The organism is Frigidibacter albus, assembly GCF_009908165.1.
Taxonomy (GTDB): Bacteria; Pseudomonadota; Alphaproteobacteria; order Rhodobacterales; family Rhodobacteraceae; genus Frigidibacter; species Frigidibacter albus.
Genome location: NZ_JAAAUC010000012.1, coordinates 1 through 20,096 on the forward strand (window position 1 = coordinate 1; position 20,096 = coordinate 20,096).

Genomic DNA, 20,096 nt, shown 5'->3' on the forward strand with positions numbered 1-20,096 from the left:
CGGCAAAGACGCTGCCCTCCGGCTCGATGCCCGACCGGTCGCTGCGAAACCGCTCCGCCAGCGCCCCGGTCGCCTGCTCGGCGCTCACCAGCTGCACCCCGAACCCTTCAATCTCCACCAGCAGCGCCACCGCCTGCCGCGCCGCCCGCGCGGCCGGCAGCGCGGCCTCCGTCACCATCTCGATCAGCCCGGCCGCCTGCGCCTCGGCCGCGGGGACCATGCGCCCCGCCAGCAACAGCTGCAGCGCGGCCCCTGCCCCCGCCAGCCGCGCCGCCCGCTGCGTGGCGCCTGCGCCGGGCAAAAGGCCAAGCCGGGCCTCGGGAAACCCGATCCCCCCGCCCGGCGCCGCCACCCGCAGCGCCGCCGCCAGCGCCAGCGCCGCCCACGGCCCCGCCACCGGCCCGGAGATCAGCGCCACCACCGGCTTGGGCGCGTCGGCAATCCGCGCGGCGAGGACGGCAAACCCGGCCTCGGCAGCCAGCAGATCGAGGGCTGTGACGGGGGGCGTCGCGGGGTGCGCCAGATCCAGCACCACCGCGTGCACCGCCCGATCGGCCAGCGCCCGGTCCAGCGCCGCCGCAAGCGGCGCCAGCGCCGCCAGATCATAAAGCCGCGCGGGATCGCCAAGGACCAGCGCAGCCGGCTGTTCGCCGGCGCCCGCCTCCCAGCCGAGTGCCCCTCCTGGCCCGATCCGCGCGATCCCCTCCGCCGCCATCCTGCACCCTTCCTGCCCGCGCCCTTGGCGCCGGGGCAGATTACGGCGCAGAACGCCGGGCACAATGCGAAACCCACGCTCCGGCAATCGCCCGCCGCCAGCCCGGTCGCCTCAACGGCGCGGCGCGCAATCCCGGCAGAACGGCGTTGCCGGCAGCAGCGCCAGCCGCTCGGGCGAAATCTCGGCGCCGCAGGTCACGCAGGCGCCGTATTCCCCGGCCTCGACCCGCACCAGCGCCGCCTCGATCATCCGGATCTCATGCTGCGCCGACAGGCCCATCTCCTCGAGCACCTCGTCGCTCTCGCGCTCGCTGGCCAGTTCCGTCCAGTCCTTCGACTGGTGCGATTCCAGCTCTGTCTCGATCTCGGCAATCCGCGCGTTCAGCTGCTCCAGGCGGGTGGTCAGCGTGGTCTTCGGGTCCTGTACGGTCTGCATCTTGGTCTCCTTTTCCTGTCCCGCCCATTTTGCAGGCATGGCCGCGCGTCACATTGATGCAGGTCAAGAGGCCGCGCGGTTACCGGACAGGATTGGAAACGTGACTGCCAGATACATATTCAAATCTTGTGGTTTGTCGTCGTCCGCCTATATCCTGGGTTCACGGCAAAAGAGGGAACGGGATGGAACAGGACTGGATCAACGGCCTGATCGGCGGGCTGATGATCGGCAGCGCCGCGGCGGTCTACCTGCTGATCAATGGCCGCATCATGGGCGCCAGCGGCATCCTCGGCGGCCTCGCCGATGGCAGCGCCAGGGGCCGCGCCCGGGCCGAGAAGCTCGCCTTCCTCGCCGGGCTGATCGTCGTCCCGGGGCTGCTGGTGCGGGCGGGCGCCGTGCCGGCCGAAACCCATGTCACCGGCAATCTGGCCGTGCTGGTCGCCGCCGGGCTGCTGGTCGGCCTCGGCACCCGTCTGGCGGGCGGCTGCACCTCGGGCCACGGCGTCTGCGGCCTCTCGCGGCTCTCGCCGCGCGGGATTGCGGCCACCGCGGCCTATCTGGCGGCCGGCGTCCTTACGCTGCTGCTCTTCCGCCAAGTCCTGCACATCATCTGAGGATCCGACATGCGCATGCTCATCGCCGTCCTGACCGGCGGACTGTTCGGGGCCGGCCTGCTGATCTCGGGCATGACCGACACCACCAAGGTCCAGGGCTTCCTCGACATCCTCGGCGCCTGGGATCCGACGCTGGCCTTCGTGCTCGGCGGCGCCATCGCGCCGATGGCAATCGCCTGGCGCATCGCCGCCCGACAACGCCGCGCCCTGCTCGGGGACCTGCCCGAGCAGGGCGCCCCGACCATCGACCGCGCCCTCCTCGGTGGCTCGCTGCTGTTCGGCGCCGGCTGGGGCCTCGCCGGCCTCTGCCCCGGCCCCGCCGTCGCCTCACTCAGCTTCGGCGGCAGCGGCGGCCTGATCTTCCTGGCCGCGATGCTCGCCGCCATGGCCGCCACCCCCGCCCTGCGCGCGCGACTGGCAAGAACCTGACCTCTTCACCTTTGCCTTTCTCAAATATCCCACGGGGGTCCGGGGGTGTGAAACCCCCGGCCACCAGCCCCAGGCGCACCGCTAGCCAGCCATCCCCCGCCACTCCGCCAGCGCCGGATTGTCCTCGGCCGGCGCCGCAGCCACCGCAGCCGGGGCCACCACCACCCCACCCCGCCCGCGGAAATAATGCGCCTCGCGCGCGCCGAAATAGAAGCTGACGATCGCCCCCAGCAGCCACCACAGCGGCTCTGGCACATATCCCAGCCCCACCATCCGCTGCGCGAAACTCACCGGGTCGATCATCGCATAGACAAACAGGCTCAGCGTCCCCAGTGCCAGCATCGGCCGCGGCATCCGGTTCAGCCCGTTGACCAGCGCATCGAAGGTGCCGGGGCGGGCGTGCTTGAACTCCTCGCCATGCTCGTCCAGCGCCGCGATATAGGCCTCGTGCGACTTCTCCATCTTCTTGGTGGCATTGGGGGTGAACACCTCAGCGACGGAGCTTGCCGCCGTGCCCACCGCCTGCACCGCCGAAGGATTGCCCAGAAGCGCCCCGATCACGCCCATGCCGCCACCCGCGCCTTGTGCTGCGCCTCGGTCAGGTGGAAGCGCGGGCTGATGAACTCCTCGGCGCGCACAATCCAGCCGCCCTTGCCGCCATCGCGCCGCCGCGCGTATTTGCGCGAGGCGGGCCGGGCATCCGCCAGCGCGTAATAGTAATTGCGCCGCGCAATCCCATAGGCATCGGCCAGCAGCCCCGGCGCCGCCATCGCCTCGGCGGCAAAGGCGGCGCGGATCGTCTGCGGGCCGATCCCGCCATCCACCTGAATATCCTGCCCCATCTCCACCAGCAGCCGCTGCAGCACCTTCACCGCACCCGACCCGGCATTGACATACATGTCGAAGACCGAGGCCCGCAGTCCCTCCGGCAGTTGGTCGATCTTCGGCGCGCGGTAATAGTGGTCGAGGTAAATCTCGGCCGCCCGCTCCGGCGTCAGCCGCCGCACATCGGCGGTGGTCACCTGCCCGTCGCCGGTCAGGTCGAGCCCCAGCCGCCGCATCGTGCCAAGCGTGACCCCATGCTTGGTCGGCCCGCCCGGATCATCTGGATCGTTCACATAGCCGCCCTCGCGGGCGACGATTCCGGCTGCGATTTGCTCTGCTGATTGCATCCCTGGCACCCCATGCCGCCGGCGGGATCGCCGCCGGCCTCTGGGGCCCAGTTCCTCAGGATCGGGTTAAGATCCGTTAACCCTACCGCGCGTTACCCGTTCGGATCCTGATAGACACCCTGTTCCTTCAGCGCGTCCACCACCTCGCGGGGCATGTAGGTCTCGTCATGCTTGGCCAGGATCTCGCGCGCGATGAAGGTGCCGTCCTCCATCACCCCGGTGCCGATCATGCCCTGGTTTTCCGAAAACAAATCCGGCAGCACGCCCGTGAACCGCACCGGGATCGTTGCGCCACCATCGGTCACCGCAAAGCTGACGGTCTCGCCCTGCCCGCGCACGATGCTGCCATCCTCGACCAGCCCGCCGATGCGGAACACCTCGCCCTCGCGCGGCGGCTCTTCGACGACCTGGCTGGGCGAGCGGAAGAAGTTGATCCCGTCGCGCATCGCATAGCCGATCAGCGCGGTCGACAGCACCAGCGCCACCGCCGCCAGCAGCAGCACCTGGATCCGCCGTTTCTTCTTCAGCCCCTTCATCACCCCTCCTCGGCCCGCGCCCCCTTACGGGAACAGCGGCGCCAGCATCAGCCCGGCAGTTTCCGGCAGGCCCAGCATCAGGTTCGCGTTCTGTATCGCCTGCCCCGACGACCCCTTGGTGAGGTTGTCGAGCGCACAGACCACCAGCGCCCGCCCCGGGATCCGGTCCCCGCACACGCCTATATGCACGAAGTTGGAGCCGGCGATATGCCTTGTCGAGGGGAGTGCGCCAAAGGGTAGCACCTCGAGGAAGGGTTCGGGCGCATAGCGCTTGGCCAGCGCCGCATGAACCGCCTCCGCCTCGCCCCGCACATAGACGGTCGCAAGGATGCCGCGGTTCATCGGGGAAAGGTGCGGCGTGAACTGCACCAGCACCGGCCGCCCGGCCACGCGGGTGAACTCCTGATCGAACTCGCCCAGATGCCGATGCGTGCCCCCCGCCGAATAGGCATGGGTGCCGCCCGACAGCTCGGCATGCAGCAGGTTCTCCTTCAGGCTGCGCCCCGCGCCCGAGACACCCGACTTCAGGTCGATGACGATCTCGTCGATATCGATCACCCCGGCCTCGATCAGCGGGCGGATGGCGAACTGCCCGGCCGCGGCATTGCAGCCCGTGCCCGCCACCAGCCGCGCCTGCGCGATCTCGTCCCGGTAGAACTCTGTCAGCCCATACACCGCCTCGGCCTGCAACGCCGGCGCCGCATGCGGCTTGCCATACCACCGCTCATAGGCGGCAGGATCGCGCAGCCGGAAATCCGCCGACAGGTCGACGATCTTCAGATCCCGCGGAAGCGCAGAGATCACTGCCTGGCTGGTGGCATGGGGCAGCGCGCAAAAGCACAGATCGACCTCCGAGAAGTCCATCTCCTCGATCTTCTGCAGCACCGGCAGCGCGATATGGCGCAGATGCGGAAACACCTCCGCCATCTCCATCCCCGCCTTGCGGTCGCCCGACAGCCCGGTCACGACCATGTTCGGATGGGTGGAAATCAGCCGCACAAGCTCCGCGCCGGTATAGCCCGAGGCTCCGAGGATGGCGATACGGTGGGTCATGATGTTTCAGTCTCTTGGCTGTGGTTGAGCGAACGGCGCCTTAGGGAGCGGAGGATGGCGCGGCAAGCATTACGGTCTCAGACGCGGTTCTTTAGATTGCCTCCCTGCCGCTCGCTCTGCAAGGATTCAATCAGACCATTAACAGCGTCATCCTGATAGATGCAAGGGCCCTCAACATCATAATCCAAGCGGCCGACCGTCAGATACAACTGCAGAAATGGATCTCGCCAATCAATATCTGCAACGACCTTATTTTTTATGTCAGACGCAATTGATCGAAGATCTGGCTCGAAAGCGTCGGCAATATCCCAGTCGGAAGCAATTACAGCTTTATCCGAGCGCGATTCCAGATCGGAAAAAAACGTTGCCAGTAGTTTTCTGGCTCGAGGATTTAAAAAAAGTTCATGCAAGACCCGGAGGTGGATTAGACTCGCAACATATTGAGCCTCGACATCAGCAGCAAAGCGGATGACGCTTTTCCTACGAAGATCGATCCTTTCTTTGTTGCAAAATCTTAATCTTTCACGCGCACTGTCAGACAGCCTCTCATCTCCCTCTGCGTCTAGAAGTGCTTTGAACTTGATATCTGCAAAAGTTTTTTCCCTGTGAGACAAACTGGCGAACGCAGTGAAAGACGGAGTAGCTCGAAGATCGAACTTCTTCTGACGATCACTTAACCAATCATCCACATAGCTTTTGAAATAGATTTGCGTGACCGCGAGATCACAAAGAACCTTCATGACCGCGAAGAGCAGTTTGGTTGCGAGCGCGACAGGTACAAATAAGAAAGACCAATAACCGAATGCAAGAGAAAAGCTATAGGAGATAGCTAATACCGTCAGCGACGTCGATAAAGAGATAATCAGCGCCAGCGAGAGCTCTTTCGCAAAGGTTCTTACGAAGTCAATCGGCCAGCACTTGTCAAATAGATTAGCGGCGATCATCCCTCAAGCCCCCTCAAACCGCACCCCCCGCCGCAAAAACTGCGTCGCATGCGCACTCACGCTCTCCGGCTTCCCCGTCGTCAGATACCGCGACCCCGTCCCCGCCCCGAGCATCTCCGGCCTCCGCACCAGATAGTCCGCCGTCGCCTCGGCCACCAGCCGCGGCTGCGAGAACACGCGGACGTCCGGCCCAAGCGCCGTCTGGAACACCGCCTCCATCAGCGGGTAATGGGTGCAGCCGAGGATCGCCGCCTCGGGCTTGGGCATCCGGCGCAGCAGCGCCTCGACATGGCTGCGCACCAGCGCCTCGGCCAGCATCTCATCCCCGGCCTCGATGGCATCGACGACGCCGCCGCAGGGCTGCGCCTCGACATCCACCCCGATGGCGCGGAACGCCAGCTCGCGCTGGAAGGCCCGGCTCGCCACCGTGGCAGGGGTTGCAAACAGCGCCACATGCTTGACCGCCACCTCGCGCGGGGATGAGTTGTCGCCCCATTGCCGTTCGGTCAGCGCCTCGATCAGCGGCACGAACACCCCCAGCACCCGCTTGTCGGCCGGCACCCAGGTCTCCTGCATCCGTTTCAGGGCGGCGGCGCTGGCGGTGTTGCAGGCCAGGATCACCAGATCGCAGCCCTCGTCCCACAGCCGCTCCACCCCGGCGCAGGTCAGGCGGAAGATGTCATCGGCATCCCGCACGCCGTAGGGCGCATGGGCATTGTCGCCCAGATACACGAAGGGCACCGAGGTCAGCCGCGCCTGCAGCGCCGCCAGCACCGTCAGCCCGCCCAGACCGGAATCGAACACCCCAACCGCCATGACGCCCTCCAACCCGGGCGGGGCACCCTTGCGGGGCGCCTCTCAGGCCCGGTATTTCTGCTCGAACTCGAAGCCGGGATCGAAACTGTCGAAAGGCTTCGGGCTCAACTGATACGTCTCCTTGCGCAGGAAATCCATCATCCGCTTGGGGTCGCCCTTCAGCGCGTCGAGCCTGGTGGCATTCACCGGCTCGCCGATCACCACCTCCACCGGCTCGTCGATGCGCGCGCGGAATTCCTTGATCAGCAGCGCCAGCCGCAGGGTCATGTGCAGGTGGCTGGCGATCTGGAACAGGCGAGAGTTGTGCCCCGTGAAGAACACCGGCACCACCGTCGCGCCCGACTTGGCGATCATCTTGGCGGTGAAGTTGCGCCAGCCTGGGTCCATCGGCCGGCCAAAGGGCTTGGCCGCGGTGCTGACCGTGCCACCCGGGAAGATGCCGATGGCGCCGCCCGCGTTCAGATAGCGCAGCGATTCCGCCCGCGTCTCCAGGTTCAGCTTGGCCGCCGCCTTGGTCTCGTCGAAGGAAATCGGCAGGATCACCCGGTTCAGGTCTTCCGAGCGGCGAAAGACCGAGTTGGCAAGGATGCGGAAATCCCCCCGCGCGGCCGACAGGATATGCCCCATCATCAGCCCGTCGAGAATGCCGTAGGGGTGGTTGGCGATCAGGATCAGCGGGCCATTGGCCGGGATGTTCGACAGGCTGCCGCCGACGATGTTCAGGCTCAGGCCGTAGCGGTCGAGCATCACCTGCCAGAAATCCGCCCCCCGCTCTACATCGGTCTCGTAACCCCGGGCCCGGCGGATCAGGCCGATCCGGCCCGTCACATTCTCCAGCACCCGAATCACGGTGCGACCGCCCTTCGACCGGGCCGAGGAGGCGTAAGAGATTTCGCGCGCGATTTCTTTTTTTGTCATGATGACCGATGCAGCCAGAGCTTACCGGGCAGTATCCCGGATTCGCCGAGTCTCGCCAGCAAAGATGACAGTGACACGACGGTTGTGACCTGATCGTTACCGCCGCGTCACTGATGGCTCATTCTGCTGCCTGCCGAAGCGGCGTCCCGCCCTCCCGGAAGGCTGCCAAGAGCTCCGCCCGCCGCGCCGCCGCCGCCTTCGCCGAGGCTTCCTTCACCGGGCCAAAGCCGCGGATCTGCAGGGGAAGCCGCGCCAGCGCCTCGGCAATTTCCAGCGTCTGCGGGGTCACGGCGGGCAGGATCTCGGCCATGTCCGCCTCATATTCCGCGATCAGCGCCCGCTCCATCCGCCGCTCATGGCTGCGCCCGAACGGGTCGAACGCGGTGCCCCGCAGCGGTTTCAGCCGCGCCAGCAGCCGGAACGCAGGCAGCATCCACGGCCCGAAAGCGCGCTTCTTCGGCCGCCCGTCCGGGTCGGTCCCGGTCAGCACCGGCGGGGCAAGGTGGAACAGTGGCCGGAACCCCGGCTCGAACTCCGCCTCGGCCTTGGCCAGCGTCGTCAGGTGCAGCCGCGCGACCTCGTATTCGTCCTTGTAGGCCAGCAGCTTGTGATAGCCCTCCGCCACCGCCCCCTGCAGCGCCTCCGGCGCGCGGGCGACCAGGGCACGGTAGCGATCCGCCAGCGCGGCGTTCTGATACGCGGTCAGATGCGCGGCGCGGAAGTCGATTTTTTCTTTCAGGGTCAACGGCTTCTTTGGCGTTGTTTGCGCAAGTGTTTCGGCCTCTAAAGGCCGTTCCACCGCCCACCGCCCGATCTCGAAGGCGGCAAGGTTGCCCTTCACCCCGGCACCGTTCATCTCGATGGCGCGGCGGATGGCCTCGCGGCTGATCGGGACATAGCCCTTCTGCCAGGCCGCCCCCAGCACGATCATGTTGGAATAGATGCTGTCGCCAAGCGCCTTCGCCGCCAGCTCGGTCGCGTCGAAGAAGGCCACCCGTTCCTGCAACCGCGCTTCAAGCGACAGGCGCAACTGGCTGGAGGGCAAGCGGAATTCCCGGTCGCGGGTAAAGGCGCCGGTGATGATCTCATGGCTGTTGACCACGGCGCCGGTTCGGCCACCGCGCATCAGGCCAAGCGTCCGCGCCCCCGCCGTCACCACCAGATCGCCGCCGATCACGCAATCGGCCTCGCCGACCGCGACGCGGATCGCGCTGATATCCTCGGGCCGGTTGGAAACCCGCAGGTGGATATGCACGGCGCCGCCCTTCTGGGCCAGCCCCGCCATCTCCATCATCCCCGCGCCCTTGCCATCCAGATGTGCCGCCATCGCCAGCACCGCGCCGACGGTAACGACGCCGGTGCCGCCCACGCCGGTCAGCAGGGTATTGTGGGTGCCGTGGATCGCCGGCAGGGCGGGTTCGGGCAGGTCCGGCAGGTTCAGCGCGGCCGGTGCGGCGCGTTTGACCTTGGCCCCCTCCAGCGTGACGAAGCTGGGGCAGAAGCCCTTGAGGCAGCTGAAATCCTTGTTGCAGCTCGACTGGTCGATGGCGCGCTTGCGGCCAAGCTCGGTGTCCACCGGCACGATCGACACGCAGTTCGACTGCACCCCGCAATCGCCGCAGCCCTCGCAGACATCGGTGTTGATGAACACCCGGCGGTCGGGGTCGGGGAAGGTGCCGCGCTTGCGGCGGCGGCGCTTTTCGGCGGCGCAGGTCTGCACATAAACTATGGCCGACACACCCTTGATCCGGCTGTATTTTTCCTGAAGCGGTATCAGCCCGGCGCGCTCGATGGTCTCGACGCCCTGCGGGAAGCCGTCAAAGTCGATTTCTTCTTTCTCATCATAGACGAGCGCGACGTTCTTAACGCCCATCGCGGTGATTTCGCGCACGATCTGCTGCGCCGTCAACCCACCCTCATTCTTCTGCCCGCCGGTCATCGCAACCGCGTCGTTGAACAGGATCTTGTAGGTGATGTTCACCCCCGCTGCGAGTGCCGCGCGGATCGCCTGAACGCCGGAATGGTTGTAGGTGCCGTCGCCAAGGTTCTGAAAGACATGGCTTCTTGTGGAAAACGGCGCCTCGCCGATCCAGTTCGCGCCCTCGCCGCCCATATGGGTGAAGCCGGTCGTCTCGCGGTCCATCCACTGCACCATGTAGTGACAGCCGATCCCGGCATAGGCGCGGCTGCCTTCGGGCACCTTGGTGGAGCTGTTATGCGGGCAGCCCGAGCAGAACCAGGGCTGGCGCACCGCAATCTCGGGCGCGTTGTCGGATTTCCGCGCTTCTGCAAGCAGTTGCAGCCCGTTCTTGATGCGGTCCGTGCCGCGCCCCTCCTCGATCAAGATCGCGCCCAGCTTTTCGGCGATCATCACCGGGTCGAGCGCATAGCGGGTCGGGAACAGCTCCCCCCCCGTCACCGAGTGCTTCCAGCCATAGACGCGGCGGCCGCGGCGGTCGTCGAAGATGCTCTCCTTGACCTGCACCTCGATCAGCTTGCGCTTTTCCTCGACCACGACGATCAGCTCCAGCCCTTCGGCCCATTCGCTGAAGCTGGTCATATCCAGCGGCCAGGTCTGGCCGACCTTGTAGGTGGTGATCCCCAACCGCTCCGCCTCGGCGGCATCCACCCCCAGCAAGGACAGCGCGTGGACGAGGTCGAGCCAGTTCTTGCCGGCGGCAACAAAGCCGATCTTCGCGCCGGGGCGGCCCCAGACCCGCTTGTCGATTTTGTTAGCGCGGGCAAAGGCTTCTGCGGCGAACCTCTTGTGGTCGATCATCCGCGCTTCTTGCGCGACCGGCGTATCGCCAAGCCGGATGCTGAGGCCACCGGGCGGCATCGCAAATTGCGGGGTCACGAACTGCATCCGGTCCGGGCGGCCATCGACCACCGCCGTCGCCTCCACGGTATCCTTCATCGTCTTCAGCCCGGTCCAGACCCCGGCAAAACGCGAGAGCGCGAAGCCGTAGAGCCCGTAATCCAGGATTTCCTGCACCCCAGCCGGAGAGATCACCGGGATATAGGCGTCGATCATCGCCCAGTCGGACTGGTGCAGCACGGTCGAGGATTCGCCGGTATGGTCATCGCCCATCGCCATCAGCACGCCGCCCTGCGGCGCGGTGCCGGCCATGTTGGCATGGCGCATCACGTCGCCGGTGCGGTCCACCCCCGGGCCCTTGCCATACCACAGCGCGAAGACGCCATCGCCAGAGCCCTCGCCGCGCAGCCCTGCCTGCTGGGTGCCCCAGATCGCGGTGGCCGCCAGATCCTCGTTCAGCCCCTCCTGGAACAGCACACCGGCCGCCGTCAGTTCCTTGCGGGCGCGGATCATCTGAAGATCCACGGCGCCAAGCGGCGAGCCGCGATAGCCCGTCACATAGCCGCCGGTGTTCAGCCCGGCGGCCCGGTCGCGCGCGGCCTGCATCAGCATCAGCCGCACCAGCGCCTGGGTGCCGTTCAGAAGCACGGTCGATTTCGTCAGGTCGAAGCGGTCGGCGAGCGAGATCTCACCAGTCACATCATGCCTGCTCATTGGGCACCTCCCCTTGCTTGATGAGCACATGCGCCATGATAGGTCAAAAAACCTGACCTACAAAATCACTTTTTTGCCGCCTTCATCTGTTTGGCATCTGGCACAGTCATATGTAGGCACTGCAAGGCAGCCATGTAATAAGTGCTATTGCCGGGGGCGTCCGGCGCAAGGAAGGCGATGAAATGGACTGGGACAAACTGAGAATCTTTCACGCGGTGGCCGATGCCGGCAGCCTGACCCATGCCGGGGATACCCTGCATCTGAGCCAGTCTGCCGTGTCGCGCCAGATCCGCGCGCTGGAAGAGAGCCTCGGGACCACCCTGTTCCACCGCCATGCGCGCGGACTGATTCTCACCGAACAGGGCGAGTTGTTGTTCGATGCCACCAGTTCGATGGCCAAGCGCCTCGATACCGCCGAGGCCCGGATCCGCGACAGCGAGGAAGAGGTGTTCGGGGTGCTGAAGGTCACCACGACCACCGGCTTTGGCTCGCTCTGGCTCGCGCCGCGGCTGACCAAGCTCTATGACCGCTTCCCCGACCTGACCATCGACCTGATGCTGGAGGAGCGGGTACTGGACCTGCCGATGCGCGAGGCCGATGTGGCGATCCGCATGAAGGAGCCGAGCCAGGCCGACCTGATCCGCAAGCGGCTGATGAACATCCGGATGCGGCTTTATGCCAGCGAGCAGTACCTGGCGCAGCGCGGCGTGCCCCAGCAGATCGAGGACATGCGCCAGCACCGGCTGATCTGCCAGAACCCCAATGCGGCCCAAGTCGCGGCGGGGGCGGCGATGGTGCAGAAGCTGACCAGCTATGAGATCCCGTCGATGCTGTTCGTGAACAACTACTTCGGCGTGTTGCAGGGCGTCTTGAACCATATCGGCATCGGCGTGCTGCCCGACTACCTGACCGATGACTTCCCGCATCTGGTGCCGGTGCTGACCGACGTGCATTCGGCCGAGGTGCCGGTGTTCCTTGCCTACCCCGAGGAGTTGCGCCAGTCCAAGCGCATCGCGGCGTTCCGCGACTTCGTCACCGAAGAGATCATGGCCTATCGCAAGCGGCAGATGGACGAGGCCGTGCCAGCCTGACCGGACAGCCATGCGGGACACGCATGGCGGCCATGATGCATCTGCGGCATGTTTTTCCTTGAACGGTTCGCGCTGCGCCCATAAATGCAGCGCAGAAGACGGTTGTTTGAGGAAACTCTACGCGTCTTCTACCTCCCTGTTGGACTTGGGCCGAGCATTGTCTCGGCCTTTTTTTTCGTCTTGCGGGACGCGGCGTCGCCGCCCTACGGCGCCCGCTCGCAACAGCGTGAAGGAACGGTAGGGTCCAGACTTTGTTGTTTGTGCAGTGGTGCTGGCAGTTGCCGGCACACATGAAACAGAGAACGGAGAAGACCCATGGCCACTATCCGCAACATGTTCACCACTACCGTCGCGCCGTTGGCGCTGATCGGTCTGCTGGCAGCCCCCGTGATGGCGCAAACCGAAGCGTCGGGCGACCAGGAATCCGAGAACACCACGATGCCCGCGAAAGAGGGAAACACCGCCGGCACCAGCGCCGCGGCCGATGACGCCACGAACCCGGATGCCCCGGCCGAAACCGTTCCTGCTGAAACCGGCACGATGGGCTCGGCCGCGACCACCGCGACGCCCGACATGGATTATGCCGGCATGGCGGGTGTGACCGTTGTGTCTTCGGACGGCGAAGTGATCGGCACCGTCGAGAGCGCCAGCGCCGGCACCGCCGGAACCATGCTGATGATCGCGCCCGATGCCGGGCTTGGCCTGACGCAGACCTCGGTTTCGGTGGAAGCCGAAACCTCGATGGATGCCGATGGTCAGGTGGTTCTGCCGATGACCGCGGCCGAATTCGAAGCCGCAGCCGCCGCAGGCTGAACGGCAGGGTAAGCCGGCGCTCGTCGCCGGCGTGCCCCAGCCGCTGGCAGGCGCTGCGGGGGATCGGCCGGGAATGGCCGGGGCTACGGCCCTGGCACTCCGGCCCGAGACTGCCGCAGCGCCGCCACGGGGCCGGGGCATATGAACGGGCGCGTCCGGGAATGGGCGCGCCCGTTTCCTGTTGCCGGCCGCAAAAACCCGCTTCCCTGCATGGGGCAGAGCCCTTAGAGATGCCGCCCAAGTGCAGCAAGGGGACAGAGGCCATGCAAGAACCGCAGATCACCACAGACCTGATTGCCGCGCATGGGCTGAAACCCGATGAATACCAGCGGATCCTGGACATCATCGGGCGCGAGCCGAGCTTCACCGAGCTGGGGATCTTCTCGGCGATGTGGAACGAGCATTGTTCCTACAAATCCTCGAAGAAATGGCTGCGCACGCTCTACACCGAAGGGCCGCAGGTGATCTGCGGCCCGGGCGAGAATGCGGGCGTGGTGGATATCGGCGATGGCCTGGCGGTGATCTTCAAGATGGAGAGCCACAACCACCCGTCCTATATCGAGCCGCATCAGGGCGCCGGCACCGGCGTCGGCGGCATCCTGCGCGATGTCTTCACCATGGGCGCGCGGCCGATTGCGGTGATGGATGCGCTGTCCTTTGGCGAGCCTGCGCATCCGAAGACCGCGCATCTGGTGAAGGGCGTGGTCGAGGGCATCGGCGGCTATGGCAATGCCTTCGGCGTGCCGAATGTCGGCGGCGAGGTGCGGTTCCACAAGGCCTATAACGGCAACTGTCTGGTCAACGCCTTTGCGGCAGGTCTGGCCGAGACGGATGCGATCTTCTACTCCGCCGCCTCGGGCGTGGGGATGCCGGTCGTCTATCTGGGCGCCAAGACCGGGCGCGACGGGGTCGGCGGCGCCACGATGGCTTCGGCCGAGTTCGACGACACCATCGAGGAAAAGCGCCCCACGGTGCAGGTTGGCGATCCCTTCACCGAAAAGCGGCTGCTGGAGGCGTGCCTGGAGCTGATGGCCTCGGGCGCCGTGATCTCCATTCAGGATATGGGCGCGGCGGGGCTGACCTGTTCCGCGGTCGAGATGGGCGACAAGGGCGGGCTCGGCATCCGGCTGGACCTTGACCGGGTGCCGGTGCGCGAGAAGGGCATGACGGCCTATGAGATGATGCTGTCGGAGAGTCAGGAGCGGATGCTGATGGTGCTGAAGCCCGAGCGCGAGGCGGAGGCGAAGGCGATCTTCGACAAGTGGGATCTGGATTTTGCCATTGTCGGCGAAACCATTCCCGAGGACCGCTTCCTGATCGTGCATGGCAATGAGACCAAGGCGGATCTGCCGCTGTCCAAGCTGTCCTCCAGCGCCCCCGAATATGACCGCCCCTGGGTGGAAACTCCCGCCGCTGCGCCTTTGGGCGAGGTGCCGGTGATCGGCCCGATGGCGGCGCTGCAGGCGCTGATCGGCAGCCCGAACCATGCCCACAAGGGCTGGGTCTGGGAGCAGTATGACACGATGGTGATGGCCGACACGGTGCGCGCCCCCGGCCTGGGCGCCGGCGTGGTGCGGGTGCATGGCACCGAAAAGGCGCTGGCGTTTACCAGCGACGTCACCCCGCGCTATGTGAAGGCCAACCCCTATGAGGGCGGCAAGCAGGCGGTGGCGGAAGCCTATCGCAACCTGACCGCCGTGGGCGCGCTGCCGCTGGCCACCACCGACAACCTGAACTTCGGCAACCCGGAAAAGCCCGAGATCATGGGACAGCTGGTGGGCGCGATCAAGGGTATCGGCGAGGCCTGCCGGGCGCTGGACTTCCCGATCGTGTCGGGCAACGTGTCGCTGTACAATGAGACGGATGGCACCGGCATCCTGCCGACGCCGACCATCGGCGCGGTGGGGCTGCTGACGAGCCTCGATGAGCTGATCGCCGGCCAACCCATCGAGGGCGATATCGCGCTGGTCATCGGGGGCCCCGGCAGCCATCTCGGCCAGTCGGCGCTGCTGGCCGAGGCCTTCGGGATCGAGGGTGGCGACGCGCCGCATGTGGACCTGGTGGCCGAGCGCAAGCATGGAGAGTTCCTGCGCGCCAATCGCAAGGCCCTGCGCGCCGCGACCGACCTGTCGGATGGCGGGCTGGCGCTGGCGGCCTTCGAGATGGCCGAGGGTGCGGGTCTGGGTGTGGCGCTGGACAGCAGCGACATCGCGGAACTGTTTGGCGAGGATCAGGCACGCTATCTGGTCGCCTGCGATGCGGCCGGCGCTGCGGCGCTGGAGGCTGCGGCGAAAACCGCCGGCGTTCCCGTGGCCCGCGTCGGCACCTTCGGCGGCGACCGGGTGATGCTGGGCCTCGATCTGGCGACGCTGGCAGAGCTGTCCAAGCTCTACCGCAGCGCCTTTGCGGCGGCGGTCACCTACCCCGGCGCGTGAGCCATTTGCCCGCGCTGCACGGCTGAACCCTTGCAGCGCGGGCCTCGCCATTCTACATCTTGGGGGTAACCCCCCGGAAGGACCAGCCCCGATGCCGATGGAAGCGCAGGATATCGAGACCCTGATCCGCGAGAGTTTTCCGCAGGCAAAGATCACGATCACCGACCTGGCCGGCGACGGCAATCACTGGGCCGCCGAGGTGATCGACGCCAGCTTCAAGGGCATGAACCGCGTGCAGCAGCAGCGCGCGGTCTATGCCAGCCTGAAGGGCAAGATGGACGGACCCAACGGTGCCCTGCACGCGTTGGCGCTGACCACCAAGGCGCCGGACTGAACGGCGCACCCCATGCACGCACCCCATGCACTCTGGGCTTGATCGCGATGCCCGAACACGAAGGAAACGCAGCCATGTCCGATGTCACCCAGTCCGAAGTCCCGCAGTCTGCCGCCTCGCCCGCGCTTGACAAGATCCGCGAGATCATTGCCAGCCGCGAGGTGGTGCTGTTCATGAAGGGCACCAAGACCATGCCGCAATGCGGGTTCTCCAGCCGGGTTGCCGGAGTGCTGAACTACATGGGCGTGGATTTTCTCGACGTGAACGTGCTGGCCGATGCCGGCATCCGCCAGGGGATCAAGGATTTCTCCGACTGGCCGACGATCCCGCAGCTCTATGTGAAGGGCGAGTTTGTCGGCGGCTGCGACATCGTCACCGAGATGACGCTGTCGGGCGAAATGGACGCGCTGTTCGAGCAGAGCGGGATTGCCTATGACAAGGCCGCTGCCGAGAAGATCCGCGAAGCGAATGCCTGAAGGGGCGATGGGCTGACAATGGTAGGCCCCGCCGCGAATGGCGGGGCTTTTTGCGTTTTGGGGGCGAGACGTCTTCCTTGCCCGGAACAAGGCGCTTTAGCGCCGCCGAGCAGCGCCCGTCCGCCCCCTCGGGCGGGCGCTTTCCACGGATCCGCCTAGAAATTCGGTGGAGGTAGGCCGCACCATAAAGCGCCTAGAACTGCGGTTGCTCGCCCACCCGGCGGACAGGCGCTGCCTTCTGCCAGGTCCCTAGCAATTTGCCAGAGCGCCCCGCCCCTCACCCCGCCAACCGGCAATCGAACAGCAGGTCTTCCTCGGCGCCACCGGGCAGCGCACGGGCCAGATGCCCCTCCACGCCCTTCTCGCGCCAGATCAGGCCGTATCCGGGTTCCGCATAGGCGATGCCCGACGCGGCAGGCACCTGCGGCAGTACCGTCATCGCGCCGTCATACCAGATCACCGCATGGCCGGGCGCGTCGCCGTCCAGGACATGCGCCACCGGAATGCGCTGCTCGCCGCGGCACAGGAACTCCAGTAGCAGCACCTCGGCGGCGCTTGCCGGGGCCGGCAACAGCGCCAGCAGGGCGAATACGCCAAGCCTCATGGGCCGCCCACCTCTTCACGGACGCCTGCCCTTTCCTCGACCCGTTCGGCAAGCGACTCGGCCCGGGCAGCGATCTCCGCCAGCGTGTCGACCAAAGACTGCGGGATCACCGGCACCTCGATGCGGGGCGGGTTCGCCTGCAGCTCGGCCAGCGCCGCCTCGGCCGCCTGTGCCCGCTCCTCGGTGGTGCGCACCTGATCCTCCATCGCGGCGGTTCGGTCGGCAAGCAGCAGCCCAGCCATCAGCAACATCCGCGATTCCGGCATCCGGCCGAGCTGGCCCACAAGGCTCTGCGCCTCGGTGTCCAGCATCTGCGCGGCGGTGCGCAGGAAATGATCCTCGCCGTCCTGGCAGGCGACGTCGAATTCGCGTCCGCCGATGCTGATGCGCACTTCAGGCATGGGAGGCCTCCGTTTGATCGGGCGCCGGCTGGGGTGTCAGGAAGGGCTTCAGCTCGGCCAGGATCTCTTCCATCTCGGCGGCGTCCGAGGCGCGCAGCGCCCGCAGCGCCTCCAGCTCGGCCAGCATCGCCTTGTTGATCAGGTGCGGCTCAGGCAGCGCCGCCGCCATCGCCTCGCGCAGGGCCTGGGACGCATCGCTCAGCTGGGTATTGGCGCGGCGCAGCTTTGCGGCGTCGAGCCCGCCCGTCTCCAGCTGCGCGGTCAGCTTGGCGACCCGGCGTTCCAGCGCGCCGATGGTGCTGTCCTGCTTTTCCTTGATGGCGCGGACCCGTTCGACGAGCTGCGCATTGGCGGCGCGTTCCGACTCCAGCGCCTCGCGCAGGGCGATCACCTCGCCCGCATCGCCCGCCGGGGCCGGTTCGGGCGCAACGGCCACCGGCTGCGCCAGCGCCTCGACCCCGTGGCCGATCCGCTCCAGCGCCGCGGCGATCCGCCGTTCATACTCCGTGATGTCGCTCATCCGCTCTCTCCCCGTTCCGGGTGTCGTTCGGCCCGGCCTGCTGCCTGCTTGTCGCCGCCACCCCACGGGGGCGAATCGGCCTTGCCACGCCTTTTGGCGATCTTAGCGCATTCGCCGGGGCCTTTTACCCCCCTTTTCCCGCCGCCCCGGGGCCGCCGGCGGCTGCCCGCGCTTGAACTTGGGGCGGGGGCTGCTATTGAACGCGGGACCCGTTTCCCGCTGCCGAAGGATACCGCCTTGGATATCGCCACGCTCCGCGCGACCTACCCCGACCACTGGATGAAGGCCGCCGCGCTGCGCGCGCTGGCGATGGATGCGGTTCAGGCCGCCAATTCCGGCCATCCAGGCCTGCCGATGGGCATGGCCGATGTGGTGACGGTGCTGTTCGAGAAGCACCTGAAATTCGACGCCTCGGCCCCGCATTGGCCCGACCGCGACCGCTTCATCCTGTCGGCGGGCCATGGCTCGATGCTGATCTACGGACTGCTGCACCTGTGCGGCGATGCGCAGGTCACGCTCGACCAGATCAAGTCCTTCCGGCAATGGGGCGCGCTGACCGCGGGCCATCCCGAGAACTTCCTTGTCGATGCGATCGAGACCACCACCGGCCCGCTGGGTCAGGGCATTGCCAACGCCGTGGGCATGGCGATTGCCGAGCAATCCTTGCAGGCGCGGTTCGGCAAGAAGATCGTGGATCACCGCACCTGGGTGCTGGCCGGTGATGGCTGCCTGATGGAAGGGATCAGCCAGGAGGCCATCGGCCTTGCCGGGATGCAGCAGCTGTCGAACCTGATCGTGCTGTGGGACAACAATGACATCACCATCGACGGCCGGGTGTCGGTATCCGACCGCACCGACCAGCGCGCGCGCTTTGCCGCCTCGGGCTGGACGGTGCTGTCTTGCGACGGCCATGACCCCGCCGATATCGACCGCGCGCTGACCGCGGCCAAGGAGGCCAGCGGCCCGGTGATGGTGGATTGCAAGACCATCATCGGGCTCGGCGCGCCGACCAAGGCCGACAGCTATCAGGCCCATGGCTCGCCGCTTGGCGACAAGGAGATCGCCGCGACCCGCGAGGTCTATGGCTGGCCCCATGCACCCTTCGAGATCCCGGCCGACATCGCCGCGGCCTGGAAGGCCATCGGCAAGCGCGGCGCCGCCGACCGGGCGGAATGGCAGGAGCGGCTGAACGCCCTGTCGGCGAACAAGCGCGACGAGTTCCTGCGCCAGATGACCGGGGGGGCGCCGAAAAAGCTCGCCGCCGCGATCCGGGCGTTCAAGAAAGAGCACTCTGCCGCCGCCCCCAAGGTCGCCACCCGCAAGGCCAGCGAGATGGTCCTCGGCGCGGTGAATGACGCGGTGCCGGAAACCATCGGCGGCTCGGCCGACCTCACCGGGTCGAACCTGACCAAGACCAAGGATCTGGGCGTGTTCGGCCCGGACAACCGCAAGGGCCGCTACGTGCATTACGGCATCCGCGAGCATGGCATGGCGGCGGCGATGAACGGGCTGTGGCTGCATGGCGGGGTGCGGCCTTACGGTGGCACCTTCTTCTGCTTCACCGATTATGCCCGCGGCGCGATGCGTCTGTCGGCGCTGATGGGCGCGCCGGTGGTCTATGTGATGACGCATGACTCCATCGGCCTTGGCGAGGATGGTCCCACCCACCAGCCGGTCGAGCATCTGGCGATCTGCCGGGCGACGCCGAACACCTGGACCTTCCGCCCCGCCGACATCATCGAGACGGCCGAGGCCTGGGAGCTGGCGCTGAGCACCTCGGATACGCCCTCGGTGCTGGCCCTCAGCCGGCAGAACCTGCCGACGCTGCGCACCCAGCACAGCAACCAGAACCTGAGTGCCAAGGGCGCCTATGTGCTGGCGGAAGCCACCGGCAAGCGCCAGGCGATCCTGATGGCCAGCGGGTCCGAGGTGGAGATCGCCATGAACGCCCGCGCGGCGCTGGAGGCCGAGGGCATCGGCACCCGCGTCGTCTCGGTCCCCTGCATGGAGCTGTTCGCGGCGCAGGACGAGGGCTACCGCCGCAAGGTGCTGCCCGCCGGCCCGGTGCGCGTGGCGGTCGAAGCCGCGGTGCGGATGCCCTGGGACCGCTACCTGCTGGGAGAGCGCGGCAAAGAGAGCAAGGCCGGCTTCGTCGGGATGGAGGGCTTCGGCGCCTCGGCCCCGGCAGAGCGGCTGTATGCGGAGTTCGGGATCACGGCGGAAGCCGTGGCCGAGAAGGTCAAGGCGCTGCTGTAAGG

At 66.7% G+C, this 20,096-nt stretch carries 21 protein-coding genes; 8 read left to right on the forward strand and 13 right to left on the reverse strand.

The annotated features are described in order from the left end of the window. On the reverse strand, positions 1-715 hold a 715-nt coding region (locus tag GVY41_RS16735), incomplete at its 3' end, for an enoyl-CoA hydratase-related protein (RefSeq protein ID WP_161656920.1). Positions 716-826: 111 nt separating this feature from the next. Next, the gene (locus GVY41_RS16740) at positions 827-1,150 is read right to left on the reverse strand and encodes a TraR/DksA family transcriptional regulator (RefSeq protein WP_161348072.1); all 324 of its coding nucleotides are present in this window, start codon (positions 1,148-1,150) and stop codon (positions 827-829) included. Between the two features lie 182 nt (positions 1,151-1,332). Here GVY41_RS16740 and GVY41_RS16745 point away from each other — a divergent pair, with 182 nt between their 5' ends. Next, positions 1,333-1,764, forward strand: coding sequence for a YeeE/YedE family protein (locus GVY41_RS16745; protein WP_161348071.1), 432 nt, complete (start codon positions 1,333-1,335; stop codon positions 1,762-1,764). A 9-nt stretch (positions 1,765-1,773) separates the two neighbouring features. Next, positions 1,774-2,193, forward strand: a complete 420-nt coding sequence (locus GVY41_RS16750; RefSeq protein WP_161348070.1) for a DUF6691 family protein — start codon at positions 1,774-1,776, stop codon at positions 2,191-2,193. 81 nt (positions 2,194-2,274) lie between these two features. Here GVY41_RS16750 and GVY41_RS16755 read toward each other — a convergent pair whose 3' ends face one another. From GVY41_RS16755 to GVY41_RS16790, 8 genes are all read right to left on the reverse strand, one after another. Continuing rightward, a complete protein-coding gene (locus GVY41_RS16755; RefSeq protein WP_161348069.1) occupies positions 2,275-2,760 on the reverse strand; it encodes a holin family protein in 486 nt (161 codons plus the stop codon). After that, positions 2,751-3,365, reverse strand: a complete 615-nt coding sequence (locus GVY41_RS16760) for a holin-associated N-acetylmuramidase (RefSeq protein WP_161348068.1) — start codon at positions 3,363-3,365, stop codon at positions 2,751-2,753. The genes GVY41_RS16755 and GVY41_RS16760 overlap by 10 nt, the downstream gene beginning before the upstream one ends. Positions 3,366-3,457: 92 nt before the next feature. Then, complete coding sequence (gene ccmE, locus GVY41_RS16765; RefSeq protein WP_161348067.1) at positions 3,458-3,901, reverse strand: cytochrome c maturation protein CcmE; 444 nt, start codon at positions 3,899-3,901, stop codon at positions 3,458-3,460. 24 nt (positions 3,902-3,925) lie between these two features. After that, the gene (gene argC / locus GVY41_RS16770; RefSeq protein WP_161348066.1) at positions 3,926-4,954 is read right to left on the reverse strand and encodes an N-acetyl-gamma-glutamyl-phosphate reductase; all 1,029 of its coding nucleotides are present in this window, start codon (positions 4,952-4,954) and stop codon (positions 3,926-3,928) included. A 77-nt stretch (positions 4,955-5,031) separates the two neighbouring features. After that, positions 5,032-5,898 (reverse strand): hypothetical protein, encoded by an 867-nt coding sequence (locus GVY41_RS16775; RefSeq protein WP_161348065.1) that lies wholly within the window; start codon positions 5,896-5,898, stop codon positions 5,032-5,034. A 3-nt stretch (positions 5,899-5,901) separates the two neighbouring features. Beyond that, positions 5,902-6,714 carry a glutamate racemase gene (locus tag GVY41_RS16780; protein WP_161348064.1) on the reverse strand — a complete coding sequence of 271 codons (813 nt, stop codon included), beginning with the start codon at positions 6,712-6,714 and terminating at the stop codon, positions 5,902-5,904. A 42-nt stretch (positions 6,715-6,756) separates the two neighbouring features. Next, on the reverse strand, positions 6,757-7,632 hold the full coding sequence (locus GVY41_RS16785; protein WP_170301227.1) for a lysophospholipid acyltransferase family protein: 876 nt from the start codon (positions 7,630-7,632) through the stop codon (positions 6,757-6,759). A 118-nt stretch (positions 7,633-7,750) separates the two neighbouring features. Beyond that, on the reverse strand, positions 7,751-11,164 hold the full coding sequence (locus GVY41_RS16790) for an indolepyruvate ferredoxin oxidoreductase family protein (RefSeq protein WP_161348063.1): 3,414 nt from the start codon (positions 11,162-11,164) through the stop codon (positions 7,751-7,753). Between the two features lie 182 nt (positions 11,165-11,346). Between GVY41_RS16790 and GVY41_RS16795 the strand changes: the two genes are divergently transcribed. From GVY41_RS16795 to grxD, 5 genes are all read left to right on the forward strand, one after another. After that, positions 11,347-12,255 carry a LysR family transcriptional regulator gene (locus tag GVY41_RS16795; RefSeq protein ID WP_161348062.1) on the forward strand — a complete coding sequence of 303 codons (909 nt, stop codon included), beginning with the start codon at positions 11,347-11,349 and terminating at the stop codon, positions 12,253-12,255. Positions 12,256-12,570: 315 nt separating this feature from the next. After that, complete coding sequence (locus GVY41_RS16800; protein WP_161348061.1) at positions 12,571-13,068, forward strand: hypothetical protein; 498 nt, start codon at positions 12,571-12,573, stop codon at positions 13,066-13,068. Positions 13,069-13,331: 263 nt separating this feature from the next. Beyond that, positions 13,332-15,503: a phosphoribosylformylglycinamidine synthase subunit PurL gene (gene purL, locus GVY41_RS16805; RefSeq protein ID WP_161348060.1), complete on the forward strand. Its 2,172-nt coding sequence runs from the start codon at positions 13,332-13,334 to the stop codon at positions 15,501-15,503. 91 nt (positions 15,504-15,594) lie between these two features. Beyond that, positions 15,595-15,837 carry a BolA/IbaG family iron-sulfur metabolism protein gene (locus GVY41_RS16810; protein WP_161348059.1) on the forward strand — a complete coding sequence of 81 codons (243 nt, stop codon included), beginning with the start codon at positions 15,595-15,597 and terminating at the stop codon, positions 15,835-15,837. A gap of 74 nt (positions 15,838-15,911) precedes the next feature. Beyond that, on the forward strand, positions 15,912-16,313 hold the full coding sequence (gene grxD / locus GVY41_RS16815; protein WP_161348058.1) for a Grx4 family monothiol glutaredoxin: 402 nt from the start codon (positions 15,912-15,914) through the stop codon (positions 16,311-16,313). Between the two features lie 277 nt (positions 16,314-16,590). On the opposite strand, the gene GVY41_RS16820 is transcribed toward grxD, so the two are convergent. Genes GVY41_RS16820 through GVY41_RS16830 form a run of 3 tightly spaced genes read right to left on the reverse strand, consistent with a single transcriptional unit; the run spans position 16,591 to position 17,838 of the window. Beyond that, positions 16,591-16,917, reverse strand: a complete 327-nt coding sequence (locus tag GVY41_RS16820; protein ID WP_161348057.1) for an MliC family protein — start codon at positions 16,915-16,917, stop codon at positions 16,591-16,593. After that, positions 16,914-17,318, reverse strand: a complete 405-nt coding sequence (locus GVY41_RS16825; RefSeq protein WP_161348056.1) for a cell division protein ZapA — start codon at positions 17,316-17,318, stop codon at positions 16,914-16,916. Before GVY41_RS16825 ends, GVY41_RS16820 begins: the two co-directional genes overlap by 4 nt. After that, entirely contained in the window at positions 17,311-17,838 is a 528-nt protein-coding gene (locus tag GVY41_RS16830) for a hypothetical protein (protein WP_161348055.1), read from the reverse strand. Before GVY41_RS16830 ends, GVY41_RS16825 begins: the two co-directional genes overlap by 8 nt. A gap of 237 nt (positions 17,839-18,075) precedes the next feature. On the opposite strand from GVY41_RS16830, the gene tkt reads away from it, so the two are divergent. Continuing rightward, complete coding sequence (tkt, locus tag GVY41_RS16835) at positions 18,076-20,094, forward strand: transketolase (RefSeq protein WP_161348054.1); 2,019 nt, start codon at positions 18,076-18,078, stop codon at positions 20,092-20,094. Positions 20,095-20,096: the final 2 nt, after the last annotated feature.